At 46.1% G+C, this 14,570-nt stretch carries 13 protein-coding genes; 3 read left to right on the forward strand and 10 right to left on the reverse strand.

The window, feature by feature from the left end; translation table 11 throughout:
* Positions 1 to 131: 131 nt before the first annotated feature.
* The 7 genes from ACFORK_RS16595 to ACFORK_RS16625 form a co-directional block, all read right to left on the reverse strand.
* Positions 132 to 1,877, reverse strand: a complete 1,746-nt coding sequence (locus tag ACFORK_RS16595; protein ID WP_379200839.1) for an MFS transporter — start codon at positions 1,875 to 1,877, stop codon at positions 132 to 134.
* A 16-nt stretch (positions 1,878 to 1,893) separates the two neighbouring features.
* On the reverse strand, positions 1,894 to 2,406 hold the full coding sequence (locus ACFORK_RS16600) for a PadR family transcriptional regulator (protein WP_379200841.1): 513 nt from the start codon (positions 2,404 to 2,406) through the stop codon (positions 1,894 to 1,896).
* A gap of 355 nt (positions 2,407 to 2,761) precedes the next feature.
* Positions 2,762 to 3,532 (reverse strand): glycoside hydrolase family 16 protein, encoded by a 771-nt coding sequence (locus ACFORK_RS16605; protein ID WP_379200843.1) that lies wholly within the window; start codon positions 3,530 to 3,532, stop codon positions 2,762 to 2,764.
* Between the two features lie 11 nt (positions 3,533 to 3,543).
* Positions 3,544 to 4,620: a CDP-glucose 4,6-dehydratase gene (rfbG, locus tag ACFORK_RS16610; protein WP_379200845.1), complete on the reverse strand. Its 1,077-nt coding sequence runs from the start codon at positions 4,618 to 4,620 to the stop codon at positions 3,544 to 3,546.
* Entirely contained in the window at positions 4,598 to 5,389 is a 792-nt protein-coding gene (locus tag ACFORK_RS16615) for a sugar phosphate nucleotidyltransferase (RefSeq protein ID WP_379200847.1), read from the reverse strand. Before ACFORK_RS16615 ends, rfbG begins: the two co-directional genes overlap by 23 nt.
* A gap of 13 nt (positions 5,390 to 5,402) precedes the next feature.
* The gene (locus ACFORK_RS16620; RefSeq protein ID WP_379200849.1) at positions 5,403 to 6,389 is read right to left on the reverse strand and encodes a glycosyltransferase; all 987 of its coding nucleotides are present in this window, start codon (positions 6,387 to 6,389) and stop codon (positions 5,403 to 5,405) included.
* A gap of 199 nt (positions 6,390 to 6,588) precedes the next feature.
* The gene (locus ACFORK_RS16625; protein ID WP_379200851.1) at positions 6,589 to 7,170 is read right to left on the reverse strand and encodes a TetR/AcrR family transcriptional regulator; all 582 of its coding nucleotides are present in this window, start codon (positions 7,168 to 7,170) and stop codon (positions 6,589 to 6,591) included.
* Positions 7,171 to 7,690: 520 nt separating this feature from the next.
* Here ACFORK_RS16625 and ACFORK_RS16630 point away from each other — a divergent pair.
* From ACFORK_RS16630 to ACFORK_RS16640, 3 genes are all read left to right on the forward strand, one after another.
* Positions 7,691 to 8,890, forward strand: a complete 1,200-nt coding sequence (locus ACFORK_RS16630) for an MFS transporter (RefSeq protein WP_379201243.1) — start codon at positions 7,691 to 7,693, stop codon at positions 8,888 to 8,890.
* A 1,015-nt stretch (positions 8,891 to 9,905) separates the two neighbouring features.
* Positions 9,906 to 10,124: a PspC domain-containing protein gene (locus tag ACFORK_RS16635; RefSeq protein WP_379200854.1), complete on the forward strand. Its 219-nt coding sequence runs from the start codon at positions 9,906 to 9,908 to the stop codon at positions 10,122 to 10,124.
* A 54-nt stretch (positions 10,125 to 10,178) separates the two neighbouring features.
* A complete protein-coding gene (locus tag ACFORK_RS16640; RefSeq protein ID WP_379200856.1) occupies positions 10,179 to 10,874 on the forward strand; it encodes a PspA/IM30 family protein in 696 nt (231 codons plus the stop codon).
* A 208-nt stretch (positions 10,875 to 11,082) separates the two neighbouring features.
* On the opposite strand, the gene ACFORK_RS16645 is transcribed toward ACFORK_RS16640, so the two are convergent.
* The 3 genes from ACFORK_RS16645 to ACFORK_RS16655 form a co-directional block, all read right to left on the reverse strand.
* Positions 11,083 to 11,778: a DNA alkylation repair protein gene (locus ACFORK_RS16645; protein WP_379200858.1), complete on the reverse strand. Its 696-nt coding sequence runs from the start codon at positions 11,776 to 11,778 to the stop codon at positions 11,083 to 11,085.
* 80 nt (positions 11,779 to 11,858) lie between these two features.
* Positions 11,859 to 12,476: a DNA-3-methyladenine glycosylase family protein gene (locus ACFORK_RS16650; RefSeq protein ID WP_379201245.1), complete on the reverse strand. Its 618-nt coding sequence runs from the start codon at positions 12,474 to 12,476 to the stop codon at positions 11,859 to 11,861.
* 736 nt (positions 12,477 to 13,212) lie between these two features.
* A complete protein-coding gene (locus tag ACFORK_RS16655) occupies positions 13,213 to 14,550 on the reverse strand; it encodes an LLM class flavin-dependent oxidoreductase (protein ID WP_379200860.1) in 1,338 nt (445 codons plus the stop codon).
* Between the last annotated feature and the right edge of the window lie 20 nt (positions 14,551 to 14,570).

Here is a 14,570-nt window from a genome sequence, read left to right on the forward strand (position 1 = left end):
ATCGGGATGCGGTCAGGCAATATTGTCAAAAGTCCGTTGTGATCCGAATGATGAGCAAATAACAATTCACAGAATTCTCACCACCGATGTCACTCAATGGCAGTTCGATTCGATAGATTGCATCATTTATTTTATGAATCAACTTTTATCACTTCATTTCTGTCCTTCTTTTCTGCTTCTTTATACAAGAAAGAGATCAAACTACATAATATAATTACAAAAAAAGCGATACCGTATAAACTTGAGAACGACTTAGAGATCTTATTCTGCGAGTATTGCTGAATGTCTGCGGCATAGGCGTTAACTTCGTTTTGAACTTTAGTGATCTTTTGATCAACAGCCACAGTTACTTGCTCTTGTATCCCTTTCTTGGTAGCGTCATTCAGCGGTTTCATTGTACCTAATTGTTGAATAGCCTTCTGTACTTCTGCTTCAATTAATGCTGACCTTTCCTCAGGACTCATTATTTTTTTCTCATCATTAGAAGAAGCGTTTGTGTTAATTTTCTCGGACTCTAAATTCCTGTTAGTGTTTTCCAGTACGATCTTTTGCTGCTCTTTTGTAATATCCAGTTTTAGAATTTCCTTTTGGGCATGATCTAATATTTGAACTTTTGCATTGGCGATATTGCTTGTCAGGGCGGATACAAAGATGGCTACCGCTAGAACAATCCCAACCTGGCGCAGTACCCCAACTACACTCTGGGACGCCGTAAGCAATTCACCGGTAAAAGAAGATGCGGCCAGAACTGTAATCGGCCCTACAATGATCCCATAACCAAACCCAAGAACCAAACAAGCAATGATCAATTGTGTGTATCCATTAGATACGTCCAAATGATAAAGCATGTAGTAGGCAACAGCCATCGCCATAAAACCTGTGAATATAACTGCCTTTCTCCCGACTTTATCAACCAGTAAACCAGCAATCGGCGAAAATACAAAGATCATTGCGGATATTGGAGTGACTAATAGCGCCGCTCGCAGCTCAGATTCTCCATGAATTCGGTTCAGAAACGTCGGCAGGAGCACGGTAACCCCGATTAGAAAAAGGTTGCTGAACACTACGGTTACCGCTGAAGCATTAAACTGACGATCCTTGAACAGTTTTAAATTGATCATTGCATACTGACTTCTTTTTTCTGTGAAAATGAAAATGATGAACGATAGGATGGAGACTGAAAAAGTAGCAATAATCCGTATGCTCCCCCACCCCCATGAGTTCCCTTGCGTTAGCCCGAGCGTTAAGCTAAACAAGAAGCATACACACCAGAAAGCACCCTTGTAATCATTCTTGCTCTTTATTTTTTCTTCATTTTTAATGTTTAGACAGAAGAAGGAGATCACAATCGCAATGATGCTTAAAGGAACATTGATTAGAAAAACCCATCTCCAGCCGAGGAATTGTGTGATTAGTCCGCCAATTGAAGGTCCCAACGCTGCCGAAAGCCCTTGGGTTACACCTAGAATCGCTATAACTTTGCTTCTTTTTTCTATAGACACTGTGGATATACCAATAACCATACTAATCGGAAAAATAATAGCTGCCCCTATACTCTGTACGCCTCTTCCGAAAATCAGCACAGACACATCATTGGAAAAAGAACAAATCAATGATCCGACACAAAAAATGATAAAACCTAAAATGTAGATTTTATTTTTACCATAAATCTCTGCCAATCTGCCTAGAGGAATCGTCATTACTGCAAAAGTTATTGTGTATATATTCAGTGCCCAGGATAATTGATTCAGGGTCACACCCAGACTATCCTGTATAGCCGGCAATGTTATATTCATAATAGTCGTATCTAACATACATAAGAATATCCCCATACACATCACAGATATGGTTAAAAAAAGATTGATCTCCTTTTTCATAAAACCTCCTGTAAGGTTAACCCATCTCCACCAGTTTGGCCTCTAGCACCTGTATTTCCGCCTCGTATTGTGCGATGCCTATGTCATAGGATATTTTTTGTGTGTAGGTTAGTTTATCTTTCCACTTAATGTAATCTGTTTTCAACTGATCGATTTGCTCTGTTTTCTGTTTGATTTCATCATTAATCCATTGAATAATAACCTCGTTCTCAACAAATTCTCCAAAATACATTCTCATCAAAAAGTCAGATTGACGGATTTCCGGCTGAACAGGCGAGATTAGATATTCATAGAACTCTTTAGTCCCCACTTCAGAGATTGAAAACACATTTCTGTTCGGCTTTCCTTCTTGAAAAACAACCTCCTTGTCAATTACCTTTTCCTTCTCCAGCTTCTTGAGTGTGGGATAGATCATTCCATATGAACCATTGAAAAAGTGCGAAAAAATAGTCTTGAACACCTCGTTAATCTCGTATCCGGTCCTCCTTTTTTTCTGCAGCAAGCCTAAAATAATGTCTCTTCCTTTCACATCTCTACCTCTTTTCATTCGTTATAGGGATAACGTTAGCGTGCCTTGAGCGATTTTTTTACCCGATACGTAGCGAAGCAAATATCCATAGTAGACCTGATGACATTCCTTTATTTGGAAATTATACAACTTCATATTCACATTGTAAATATGCTTAATGTAAATATTTTTTTTATTTATATAACCATAAATAATATTTACATACAGTGTCTTTTCACTCCATCACCTCGCGAGTTGTCGTTAGATGGACTCGTTCAAACTAAAGAATCTCAAGAACTGTGCGCTTGCATAAACAAAAAAAGCCAACCTCAAGGATTGGCTCATTGCATCCAGCGATAGCATGATTATCCGAATTTCACTTTTCACTAACGAAATGCTCCGGTATTAACTGATACACTTTGATATAGTCAACGACCAGCTGCTGTGGGAACACGGTGGAATTGTCCGGGTATCCCGGCCATCTACCTCCAACAGCCAAGTTAACTTGCAAATAAAACGGTGCATTGAAGGGGGCAGGGTAAGGCAAACTCCCCCCACCTGGAGAGCTATGCCACTCATTCAGCCTGGAATACTCCTGATTATCCACATACCACACCATTTCATGCTCCGACCATTCCACACTGAATAGGTGGAAGTCTTCTGAGAACGAAGCTCCATTCTTCAAGGTGTACTCTCCACTGGTATATGTATGCGGATGCCCGAAATGAATCGTTCCATACACCGTTCCCGGCTGATGGCCGATCATCTCCATAATGTCAATTTCCCCGCATGACGGCCACCCACCATAGCGATGCTCGTCCTCCGGCATCATCCAGAACGCAGGCCAAATCCCCTGACCTTCGGGAAGTCTGGCCATAATCTCAACCTTGCCATATTGAAAAGAAAATCTAGATTTGGTGATGATTTTTCCCGAAGTATAAGGGTCGCCTCCATATTGTTCTTCATGAGCTTCAATGATGAGCTTCCCCTCACTGATCCTTACGTTCTTGGTCCTGTCTGTGTAGTGTTGGAGCTCTTCATTCCCATAGCCCCCTCCTCCTTGGACATAGGACCATAACTCGGAATTCAAAACAGGCTGAGCAAAATGTTCTTCCAGGATGAGACTCCACTTCGCTTCACTGGACATGGTTGTCCCTCCTATATGAATAACTCTTGCTTCTGCGGAAGACTCTCCGTATGATACAGTTCAATTTGCTCAAGACAGAGCTGTAGAATATCTGTGCTATCAGAGCGTCTGTACCAATCGACAGTCAATGTAATCATTTGCTTGAAGGACAGCTTGGGCCGCCAATTCAGCATAATATTAGCCTTGGTCGAATCAAGGGACAGCAGCTTCATTTCCTTAAATTGTCCCTCTTCTACACACAGCTTGTACGGAATTTCACACACAGCATACGCTTCCTCGACTACCTCTTTTACGGTATAGCTATGCGCGGCTGACGGTCCAAAGTTCCAGGCTCCGCCAAATTTCTGCGGTTGCTGGTACAGCTCTTGAGCCAGCATCAAATAACCATGAAGCGAATCGAGAACATGCTGCCATGGACGGGTGGATAACGGATTTCGTATAGAAAGCGTCCCGTTGGTTTCAATTGCCTTAATAATATCCGGGATAAGTCTGAGCTCGCCCCAGTCTCCTCCCCCCACGACATTGCCGGACCGGACCGTAGCTATTCCCATCGCTTGGTTCTGATTGAACGATTGAGCATAAGCATTCGTCACCAATTCACAGCATGCTTTGGAAGAGCTATATGGATCGGACCCACCCAACGGATCAGACTCGCGATATCCCCAGAACTCTCCTGTATTGTCATAGCATTTATCTGAAGTTACCATTATGGCGGCTCGAACACCACTGTCCCGCAGGCATTCCAAAATATTGACGGTACCCATGACATTCACTTCAATCGTCTCACGGGGCTCAACATAAGATCTTTGCACAATAGGTTGGGCCGCAAGATGAAAGACGATTTCCGGTTCTACCTTCTTGAAAATGTCAGCCATAGCCGAATAATCAGTAATGTCTGCTGCGTAATGCGTGATCTTCTCTTTCAACCCGCATAATTGAAACAATCCGCGCGGGTGTCCTTCATCATTAGCAAGACCGTATACCTCAGCTCCCATATGCGACAGCCATAACGCCAGCCAGCTGCCTTTGAAACCTGTATCTCCGGTAACCAACACTTTTTTCCCCTTATAAAACGTTGAGATGCTCAAAGCTTACCGCCCCTTTGCTATTGTGCTGTCTCAGCATCAGCTCCAAATCCTGCTGATCTTTCTGAGTATCTACCGATTTCCAGAATCCATTGTGCTCGTACATCATAAGCTCCCCGTCACTTGCCAGGTTCTCCAGCGGCTCCCGTTCAAGAACACAATCTGCATCATCCGAAAGATACTTAAAAATATCCTGCTTAAAGAGAAAGAAACCACCATTGATCCGATGATCCAATTTAGGCTTCTCAGTGAACTGTCGGACAATGGACCCCTGGTGCTCGATATGCCCATATTGAGAAAACGGTTGCACCCCACTTACGGTCCCTATTCTGCCATGAGCGGTATGAAAGCTGTACAATCTGTGCAAGTCTATATCAGCAATGCCATCACCATAGGTGGCAAAAAAGTGGTCAGATGAAATATATTTACGAACAGCATTAAGCCTCGCTCCAGTCATGACATCAAGTCCAGTATCAACCATCGTAATCGTTCGGCTGCCACGGTCTTTATGATGTATTTGAACGATGTCGTCACCATCTAGCGTAATATCATTTTTGTAATACACTTCATGAAGGAAATAGTCCTTGATCTTGTTCGCTTTATAGCCCAGACAGAGAATAAACTCATTGAATCCATGCCTCATAAAAGTATCCATGACATGAGAAATCAGCGGGACACCATTGATCTCAACAAGCGGCTTCGGAATCTCTGTGGTGACTTGATTCATTCGTGTTCCACGCCCGCCGCAGAAGATAACCACCGGACAGACCATACACACATCTCCTCTACCAAAAATGTTTATCCAACTTGCCTGTAAGAAAGCCGATATAATCCGCCGACACGCTAGAATCCTGTGATAGCAGCCGATAGAATCGATCACCATCCAGATGGGTAAACTCCGATTCATCCATAAACGTCCTGGCCCATAAGTAAAACTCCAACCGGTTATATTTATGACAAAGATACTTCAGGTTTACCCTTAGTTCATCTCGTTCACTGTCACGCCTAGGGTGCTCTTGATGATAGTTCCGGGCTTCATTGTTAAAAGAAAAATAATAGCCTTGCGAGTGCAGCCTATAGAAAAAGTCATTATCATCACAGCCCCAGCCCTTGATCGCCTCGTCAAATATAACTCCTGCTCCCCGAGTCTTGTTGTACGCACAATTGCCGCCCGTAGCCATAATAAAGCCGAAGTTCTCCAAAAAAAGCGTGAACTCTTCAGAGCGGCGAACAGCAGGGAAATTATCTGGTGTTTCATCTTTGTTCCATGGATCAAAATAGGCTTGTCCCCGCGCTTGAATATCATCCGGGGTTGAAAGTAACAAGTGGTCTCCTTGCTTCAGCTCTTCTTGAAGACCGGAATAATCCTCCGTAAACTGCCAGAGCGGTGTTCTTTTCTTGAGGATGGTCAATATAGGGTGTTTCCCCCCGATGCTGATGCACCTTGTATCCTGAAGCCGCTCTAAGTGCGCTTCAACAAACCGCGGACAGGGAATGCGATCGTCATCCGTCTGAATAATTTGGTCATAACGAGCTGCCTTTAATCCAGCATTGCGTGCCGTAGGAGATTCAACCTTGCTTTCCAACCTGACCTCATTAATTTCGAGTGTATCGGAGAATTCCCGCAACAGATCTCCGGTGCCATCGCTACAGCCATTGTTGACGATAACCAGTTCAAACTGCCTGAATGTCTGTTCCTGGTATCCACGCAGCGTGTACTCCAGAAACTCGCGTTTATTGTGCGTAGGAATAATAATTGAGCATTTTCTCATTACCCTCCTCCAATCTGCTAATATATTGAAATAAATACCATAATTAATTATTATTGTTTCTTTTTAGTTTCGTCAATAATAATTGATGTTAATTGTATTATTTTAGTAATAGATTCTTTATTTTGTCACTTTTTATCATGAATGGTTATTATAATGCAAAAAAGCCAACTCAAAGGTTGGCCCGTTCACTTATCCAATTTTACTTGATCATCGTTAGTGCCATTTGAATGGCGTTGTCGGCAAAAGAGCGCTCCGGGCGCGCCTTCATCATTACTGTTAGCCCGATCAACGTGATGACCAGCCCCTGTGCCAGGGCTTTTATATTGGTATCACCCGCAAGTTCGCCTGCATGTACACCCTGTTCTATTCTTTCCTGAAAAATTGCAGCCAGGTACATCTGATGTTCCCGCGTCAGGATCTCAAATTTCTCGTCATGGGGAGCAAGCTCCACCATCGTATTGATACAAAAGCACCCCTTGCTGGGCCCTTCCGCGTATTCCTCTTCCACGATCCCTTCGAGCAAGAAACAGAAGGATTCCTTGACCGTTGTCCCCTTTTGCAGCTTGGCCCGAATACCGGATGCATGAAGTTGGGTATATTTCCGCAGTGCGGTTTCGAATAACTGCTTCTTGTCCCCAAACGCTGCATATAAACTGGGGCGCTGAATGCCCATTTCAGATGTCAAATCATTTAAAGAAGAAGCCTCGAACCCCTTCTCCCAAAACACCCGCATCGCCGCATCCAGTGCCTTCCCTTCATCAAATTCCCGCTGTCGAACCATATTTATCAACTCTTTTCATATCGTTCAGTATGTTATGATTTTAAGGGTTTGTATAAAGGTTGTCAAATTGAAGTGATTCACATAGTAGATTTATAAATCGAACTTAAGATTCTCACTTAAGGCTTGGTCTTCACTACGATCAATATTTGGACTTCTGTCGTGGTTGCAATCTGGCTACGGCTTAGGCTTCCGAAGCGAGCTTTCGATGCGAGCTTTCCTGCGAGCTTTCCTGCGAGCTTTCCTGCGGGCTTTCCTGCAGAAAGCTTTCAGGTATGCACTTTCACTCTTATAGTTCCAAACCTCCCCCTCGTTCCTTCCCGCTCTTTGTTACTTTCTTTTAATCGTCTTATATAATAAATCAATTTTCAATAAAATCAGTGGAATTATCCTGACACTCACTCTAAACAAATTAAAAATAACTGGATTCTTTTCATACTATTCAGTATATTATACTAATCAGTATAAAATTAAAAAGGAGAGATCCTCTGTGAACAATCACATTCCTGAATCACAAATCCCCATGTCTGCCGATCATTCTGACCCCTTAGCTTCTCGGCTTCCGGCATCGGGGATGACCCGCTCCGTGGCCTTATTATTCGCCATTGCCTGTGGGCTGGCCGTCTCTAACATCTATTATGCCCAGCCGCTGCTGGACACCCTTGCGAGTGAATTCTCCATCTCCCATTCTTCAATCGGAGTGGTTATCACCATTACCCAAATCTGTTATGCTTTTGGACTGCTGCTGTTGGTCCCGCTGGGGGATCTGCTGAACAGACGCAAGCTCATTGTTAGCCAAATGATATTATCTGTGCTGGCTCTTATAACCGTTGGATTCGCGCCTGGAATTACAGTACTCTTCATCGGTCTGGCCATCGTTGGACTGCTTGCCGTTGTGACACAGGTGCTTGTCGCTTTCGCCGCGACATTGGCCGCTCCCGCTGAACGTGGCCGTATCGTCGGCCTTGTCACCAGCGGGATAGTCATCGGTATTCTACTTGCACGTACGGTCGCAGGTGTGCTGACCGATCTTGCAGGCTGGCGTTCCGTCTACCTGTTCTCCGCCGGAATGATGACCATTATTGCGCTGATCCTGCTGCGGATTTTGCCAGCGGAACCAAGACGCGCGACATTATCGTATCCGCAGCTGCTGCGCTCGGTCCTCGCGCTATTCGTGCAAGAGCGGATCCTGCGGGTCCGCGCGGTGCTTGCGCTGCTGATCTTTATGGCGTTCAGCATCTTGTGGACCTCTCTGGTGCTGCCGCTTAGCGCGCCGCCCTTCTCCCTCTCACACACGGCCATCGGTGCCTTTGGCCTGGCCGGAGTCGCCGGTGCCCTCGCAGCGGCTCGGGCCGGAGTGCTAGCCGACCGGGGATTCGGCCAGCGTACCACTGGGCTGGCCCTTATTCTGCTACTGACTTCATGGGCGCTGATTTCACTGCTACACTACTCACTGCTCGCACTGCTGGGTGGTATTATTCTTCTGGATTTGGCGGTTCAGGCCGTACATGTTACCAATCAGAGTCTGATTTTTAACGTACGACCCGAAGCTCGGAGCCGTCTCACCGCCGCATATATGATCTTCTATTCCATAGGAAGTGCTTCCGGCTCCCTCGCTTCGACATATGCGTATGCTCACGGAGGCTGGAATGCAGTGTGCCTGCTGGGCGCCGCTGTCAGCGCTGCAGCTCTTCTGTTCTGGGCAGTGACACGACGAGGTTGAAAATTCCTGAAGGAGATAGCATGCTCACCTCACTACAAATTAAGCAGCTCCCATATACCGGGAGCTGCTTTTTCATACTATATAGTCTGAACTTAAAAAATCCAACATCTAGATGGGCGAAATCCTTAGTATACAAGGGTGTAGCTTGTATAACTGATTCGTAAGTTATCATTTTTATGTTCAGCGAATAGCGCCGGTTTAACATAGAAGGAACGGGGGAACATCAGCGACCGCAAGTCCACACTTCACCGGAAATAACCGCCTGAGCCCACGTGCGAAGCTAAGAGTAGCTATGCTAACTGGAAAATATACCTTTAATATTCCCTTTCACCTTCTTTGCAATAAAATAAAGGGAATTTCTCAGACTGTTGAGAAAGTAGTTGTTTTGAGAAAATCCATAATTAAACCCTTGATGAATGAACCGATCTCGAAATCCGGACTTGCTTCTTGTTCCCTCTGGTAACGGACCTCAGGTCCGTTATTTCCTAACAACTGACCGTTCCAGATAATAACGGACTCCAGAGACGCTATGAGCAGAAAACGGGTGTAAAATCCACGGTTTGGGAGGAAATAGCGGCACCTGAGTCCGTTACATGTTTCAGAAGCTACTTGATGTGTTAAATAACGGCGCTGGGGGCCGTTAGCCCCCATGCATACGTCTCCAACCTTCTGAAGCAGTGGTTTTGACAAGGATTGATGATGAAGCTGAGCCTGATTTATAAGGCTATTTCGCATCAACAATCGTAGAGAATGGTGTTTCTGGGCAGTCTGATATTTTCCAGTTATTTTTAGAGGAGAAGCGATTTCAATTAAAATAACTAGAGGTTTTCCCGTTATTCAAATGCCCTCCCACAGGCATCCCCGTCTTTCTGCGGGAGCCTTCCCCGCCTTAGGTCGAGTGCATAAAACCGTCCTCAGGCCGTTTTGCGAACCCTCAAAAAATCCTACAATAAGGTCATAAGCAAGCCGGTTAAACAAATTCAGATACAATTCACTCATGAGAGGAAGAGATAGCATGACAAAATTATACCGTTCCAGAACTGATAGGAAACTTAGTGGTCTGTGTGGAGGATTATCCCAATACTTTGGCATCGATTCAACAATCCTGCGAGTGATTACGGTGGTGGGTGCATTCTTCAGCTTTGGCACAGTCGCTCTGCTGTACATCATCTTGAGCGTTCTGATTCCCCAAGAACCGTATGGTGGTTTTTCCGACAAACACGATTTCTATTAATCCACTGTTGCCCTGTTCCTGTGAAACCAACTTAAATATAAGGAGAGATTACTTATGAGTATCTTGAATAGAATTGCAACCCTGACTAAAGCCGCCCTGAACGAAGGCCTGAACAAACTGGAGAATCCCATCCTATTGACTGGACAGTACCTGCGCGATCTTGAGGAAGAGATTGAAACAGCAGAACGCAATGAACGTGATCTGCAAGTCGCCGCGAACGTGCTGGAGCGTCGCAAGCAAGAGTATGCGCAATTGGTGGAACAAAGCGAATCCGAGGCCGTTAATGCTATGGCCCAAGGCAATGAAGAAGCAGCGCGCCTGGCAGTGATGGCCAAACTGCGGTACACCGAAAGTATTCAGGAATGCGCAGCCGGTCTGGAGGAGACCCGGCAAACGCTGGCTACACTGGAAGCCAATATTACTAGAGCCAAAGAAGAGCGTACCCGCCTGAAGGCTAAAAGAGCCGAACTCGCAGAACGTGCCCGTAAAGCATCGGAGACCATCCAATCGGCTCCTCGCAGTAATGGCGGCAGTCCCAATGTCTATGGCAAATATGGCTTGAACGCTACTAACACAGCTTCCCGAGGCTTCGAACGTATGGAGGAGAAAATTACCGAATGGGAAGTGCTGGCGGAACAATCCGGCCACAGTGCCCGCCCGGCAGCTTATCCGGCAGTAGATCCTAAACTCAGTCAAGCCGTAGATGTTGAACTGGAGCGTCTGCGTAGTCAAACCAACAACGGCAAATAAGGCGACAACCAACTTGATCCAGGCCGGTTTCATCCGGCGCAATAAATGAAGCCTCACCGATCCAACTCAGGACCGGTGAGGCTTCATTTCGTTTCATTTCATTTTTTATATACTACCTATACTGTTGTTCGAGCCAAATTTCACTTTCGGCTTATGCTTAACTTGTCTTGCCATCCCACCTAGATCCCAGACGATATGCAACAGCGCTTCATCTACGTTTCATACTGCGAATTCTCTGCTTGTCCTCTGAGCTGACACGGTAAGATTCCGTAATTTTTTGCAAAGTTTTATTGAATGTAAAATCATCAAGGAAGTTATGCTTCAGATAAGCCATGACCCGCTCAGGATGTTTGACATAACAAACGGATAACGCCCAGGCCACAGCCATTTTGACATAATAGCCCTCATGTACGATCATGTCCAGCTGCTCCAGCACCCGATCCATATCATCATCTTCAACGAAAAAATTTAAGATCATCACCACGGCAAATCGGATCTCATATTCCTGGTCGGATGCCAGATAAGGCTGCAGAAACCCCCATACCCGCTCACGATGACTGTTAGTGAACTTCAGCCCGATGCAGAAACTGTCGCACACCGACCAATTATCGATTTTGGGTACAAAAGCGGTGATATATTTCAGTATTTCTTCGATATCAGCTCCCTTGCGGGTTGACGCATAACCGATTACCATGCCTTGCAGCATGATTTCCTCGAAGTATTCGCTGTCCGCCTGCTCCAGATAGGCCCGCCAATCTCCCCGCGCCATCCCTTTGGCCAGCTTGCGAAGCTCGGGCAACCGAACGCCCAGAATGTTACTGATATTCGGAATTAAGCTCGCCGTAAACTTTTGATAATCTGCATCGGTTAATAGCAACAGCTGCTCCCTTATGGTTGTATCCATGCTTAATAATCCTTGTCCTTCCTTCATAGTATGTCATACCGCTACAACCCGTATATCTGTCCGCATATCTATCTTCATATCTATTCAAAAGAAAGCTCCCACAGGTAAACCGATGCCACAGAACCCCAAGGGGAGTAGCGCTGGCGGAACTGCTCGAATTGCTCCCTGGTAAGCGAATCCAGTCCGTAAAGCTTCATCATGCCACGCCGGATGGCTATATCCCCCCAGCTTACGATATCCGGGCGCTCCATGGAATTGATCAGCAGCATCTCTGCTGTCCATCGGCCAATACCGGGCAATACCGTCAGTCTGGCAATGACTTCTTGATCCGGTAGTTCACGCAGACTCTCCAAATCAAGTTCTCCCTGTGCCACGATACGAGCAATTGCCTCGATGCTGCGGGCTTTTTTCATCGTCATGCCACAACGCTGGATATCATATGCCGTATGTAAAAGCAAATTCTCCGGTGTAATCTCGCCAAGCTGTTCCTGCATTCTTCCCCAGACTGTAGCGGCTGCCTTCGCTGAGATTAATTGCCCCACAATGGCATGCACCAGCGCAGCGAACAAATCAGGAATAATGCCCCGTTCCACCCGGCCAAGCCGCTGCATTGCCGTTCCAAGCGTGGCATCTGCTTGCCCCAGCGCCTCTATTTGTTCAGTCCCATACTTGAAAACCTTGGTCACAACCGTTCCCACCGGCATCCCTCCAGCAAGCTTCCTATCGTTCACCATAAATGGCCTGCAGCACTACTATACCTTAATCCCGCCATTTCTGCTGATGCACTGGAATAAGACCGCAAGATAACAACATTAATGGCTATATAAAACGCATTTATAAACCAAACATATCCAAGGAAAAAGAGAGCTTATCTAAGAAGTCTAATTAACGGCATTTTTGCACCTTAAATCCTCTTCAGTTAAGGGTTAGTGGAGATTAAGTGCAATATTGTACCTTAATTCTTCCAGAATACCCCGTCCGGTGTGCTTTTTCGAAAAATAAGATGCAATAATGCCCTTATTTCCCTCTTTTACCCATTTTGGATAGAAATAAGGTGCAAAAATGCCGTTAGTTGGGGAGGCATCCCTCTTTTCACTGTTAAAACGGTTAGTTAGGGAGATAATCCCTCTTTTCAGGGTTAAGACAACTGTTTAAAGGGAATACCCCGCTTTTACGCTTCTAGCAGTTGAAATCTGTCGACAGGCTATGTTCCGGTGCTAGCTTGAAATTATAATTTTATACATTTAATGTTATCATCTTCAAAACAGACACTCCAACATATATTATGTTAAAAAATCGCCGATCCGCCCCTATCGGGCTGTCATCGTCTATGTAAACAAACAAAGCCAAGGCGGCAAATAGGCCACCTTGCCCGAACAAAATCAAAAAAAGCCATGGCCGCTTCTGCAAAAGCAGAGCACCATGGCTTTTCTATTAAATGCTGCCGGCGGTTTCCGAAGTCTTCACATACCGGTTCTCCGGTACAGGCAGTCCGAGGTTGCCACGCAGTGTGTCACTCTCGTATTCTGTACGGAACAGTCCACGCTCTTGCAGGATCGGCACGACCCGTTCCACAAATTGCTCCAGCCCGCCCGGTACAGATTCCGCGATCATGAAGCCATCTGCCGCTTCCGACTGGAACCAGGTCTGAATCTGATCCGCTACCTGCTCTGGTGTACCGATGAAGCTCGTACGTGGCGTAGCCGATTGCAGAGCCACTTGACGCAAGGTCAGGCCTTGCTCCTTGGCATCCTTCTTGATCTTGTCAGTCCCGCTCTGGAAGCTGTTACGCCCTAGATCGCCCAACTCAGGGAACGGCTCATCTAGCGGATATTGGGAGAAATCATGATGCTCGAAGAAGCGTCCCAAATAGTTGAGTGCATTCTCAATTGTTACCAGGCCAGCTACCTCCTGATACTTGCGCTCCGCTTCCTCCTCCGTATCACCAATGATTGGCCCGATGCCTGGGAAGATCAACACTTCGTCCGGATTGCGGCCGGATGCAGCCACGCGGGCTTTGACATCACGGTAGAATTCCTGTGCGGATTCTATCGTATCATGGCCTGTGAAGACCGCGTCCGCTTCCTGAGCGGCATAGTTCCGGCCAACCTCAGATGAGCCTGCCTGGAAAATCACCGGCTGCCCCTGTTTGGAGCGGGCAATATTAAGCGGCCCTTTTACAGAGAAGAACTCTCCCTCATGATCCAAGGTATGCACCTTCTCCGGATCAAAGAAGACACCGGATTCCTTATCACGGACAAAAGCATCATCCTCCCAGGAATCCCAGAGTCCGCGAGTGACTTCCAGATATTCCGTCGCAATCCGATACCGTTTGCTATGATCTGGATGCTCTTTTTTACCATAGTTTAAGGCGGAGCCTTCCAGCGGAGAGGTTACCACGTTCCAGCCTGCACGACCGCCGCTGATCACATCCAGCGAACCGAACTGGCGGGCAACAGTGAACGGCTCGCTATAGGAGGTGGACAAGGTGCCTACCAGACCAATGTTGGTACTGACGGCAGCCAATGCGCTGAGAATGGTCAACGGCTCGAAACGGTTCAGGAAATGCGGAATAGATTTCTCATTGATATACAGACCATCTGCGATAAAAATCAGATCCAGTTTGCCTTCCTCAGCCTTCTGTACCCACGACTTGTAAAGCTCAAAATTCACGCTAGCATCCGGTTTGGCATCAGGGTGACGCCACGTAGAAGTGCTTCCACCCACCCCGTGTAGCAAGGCTCCCAGTTTCAATTGTTTTGACTTCGCCATATTCTCTCCTCCTAAAAATG

It is taken from the genome of Paenibacillus sp. GCM10012306 (genome assembly GCF_042649265.1).
Taxonomy (GTDB): domain Bacteria; phylum Bacillota; class Bacilli; order Paenibacillales; family Paenibacillaceae; genus Paenibacillus_AQ.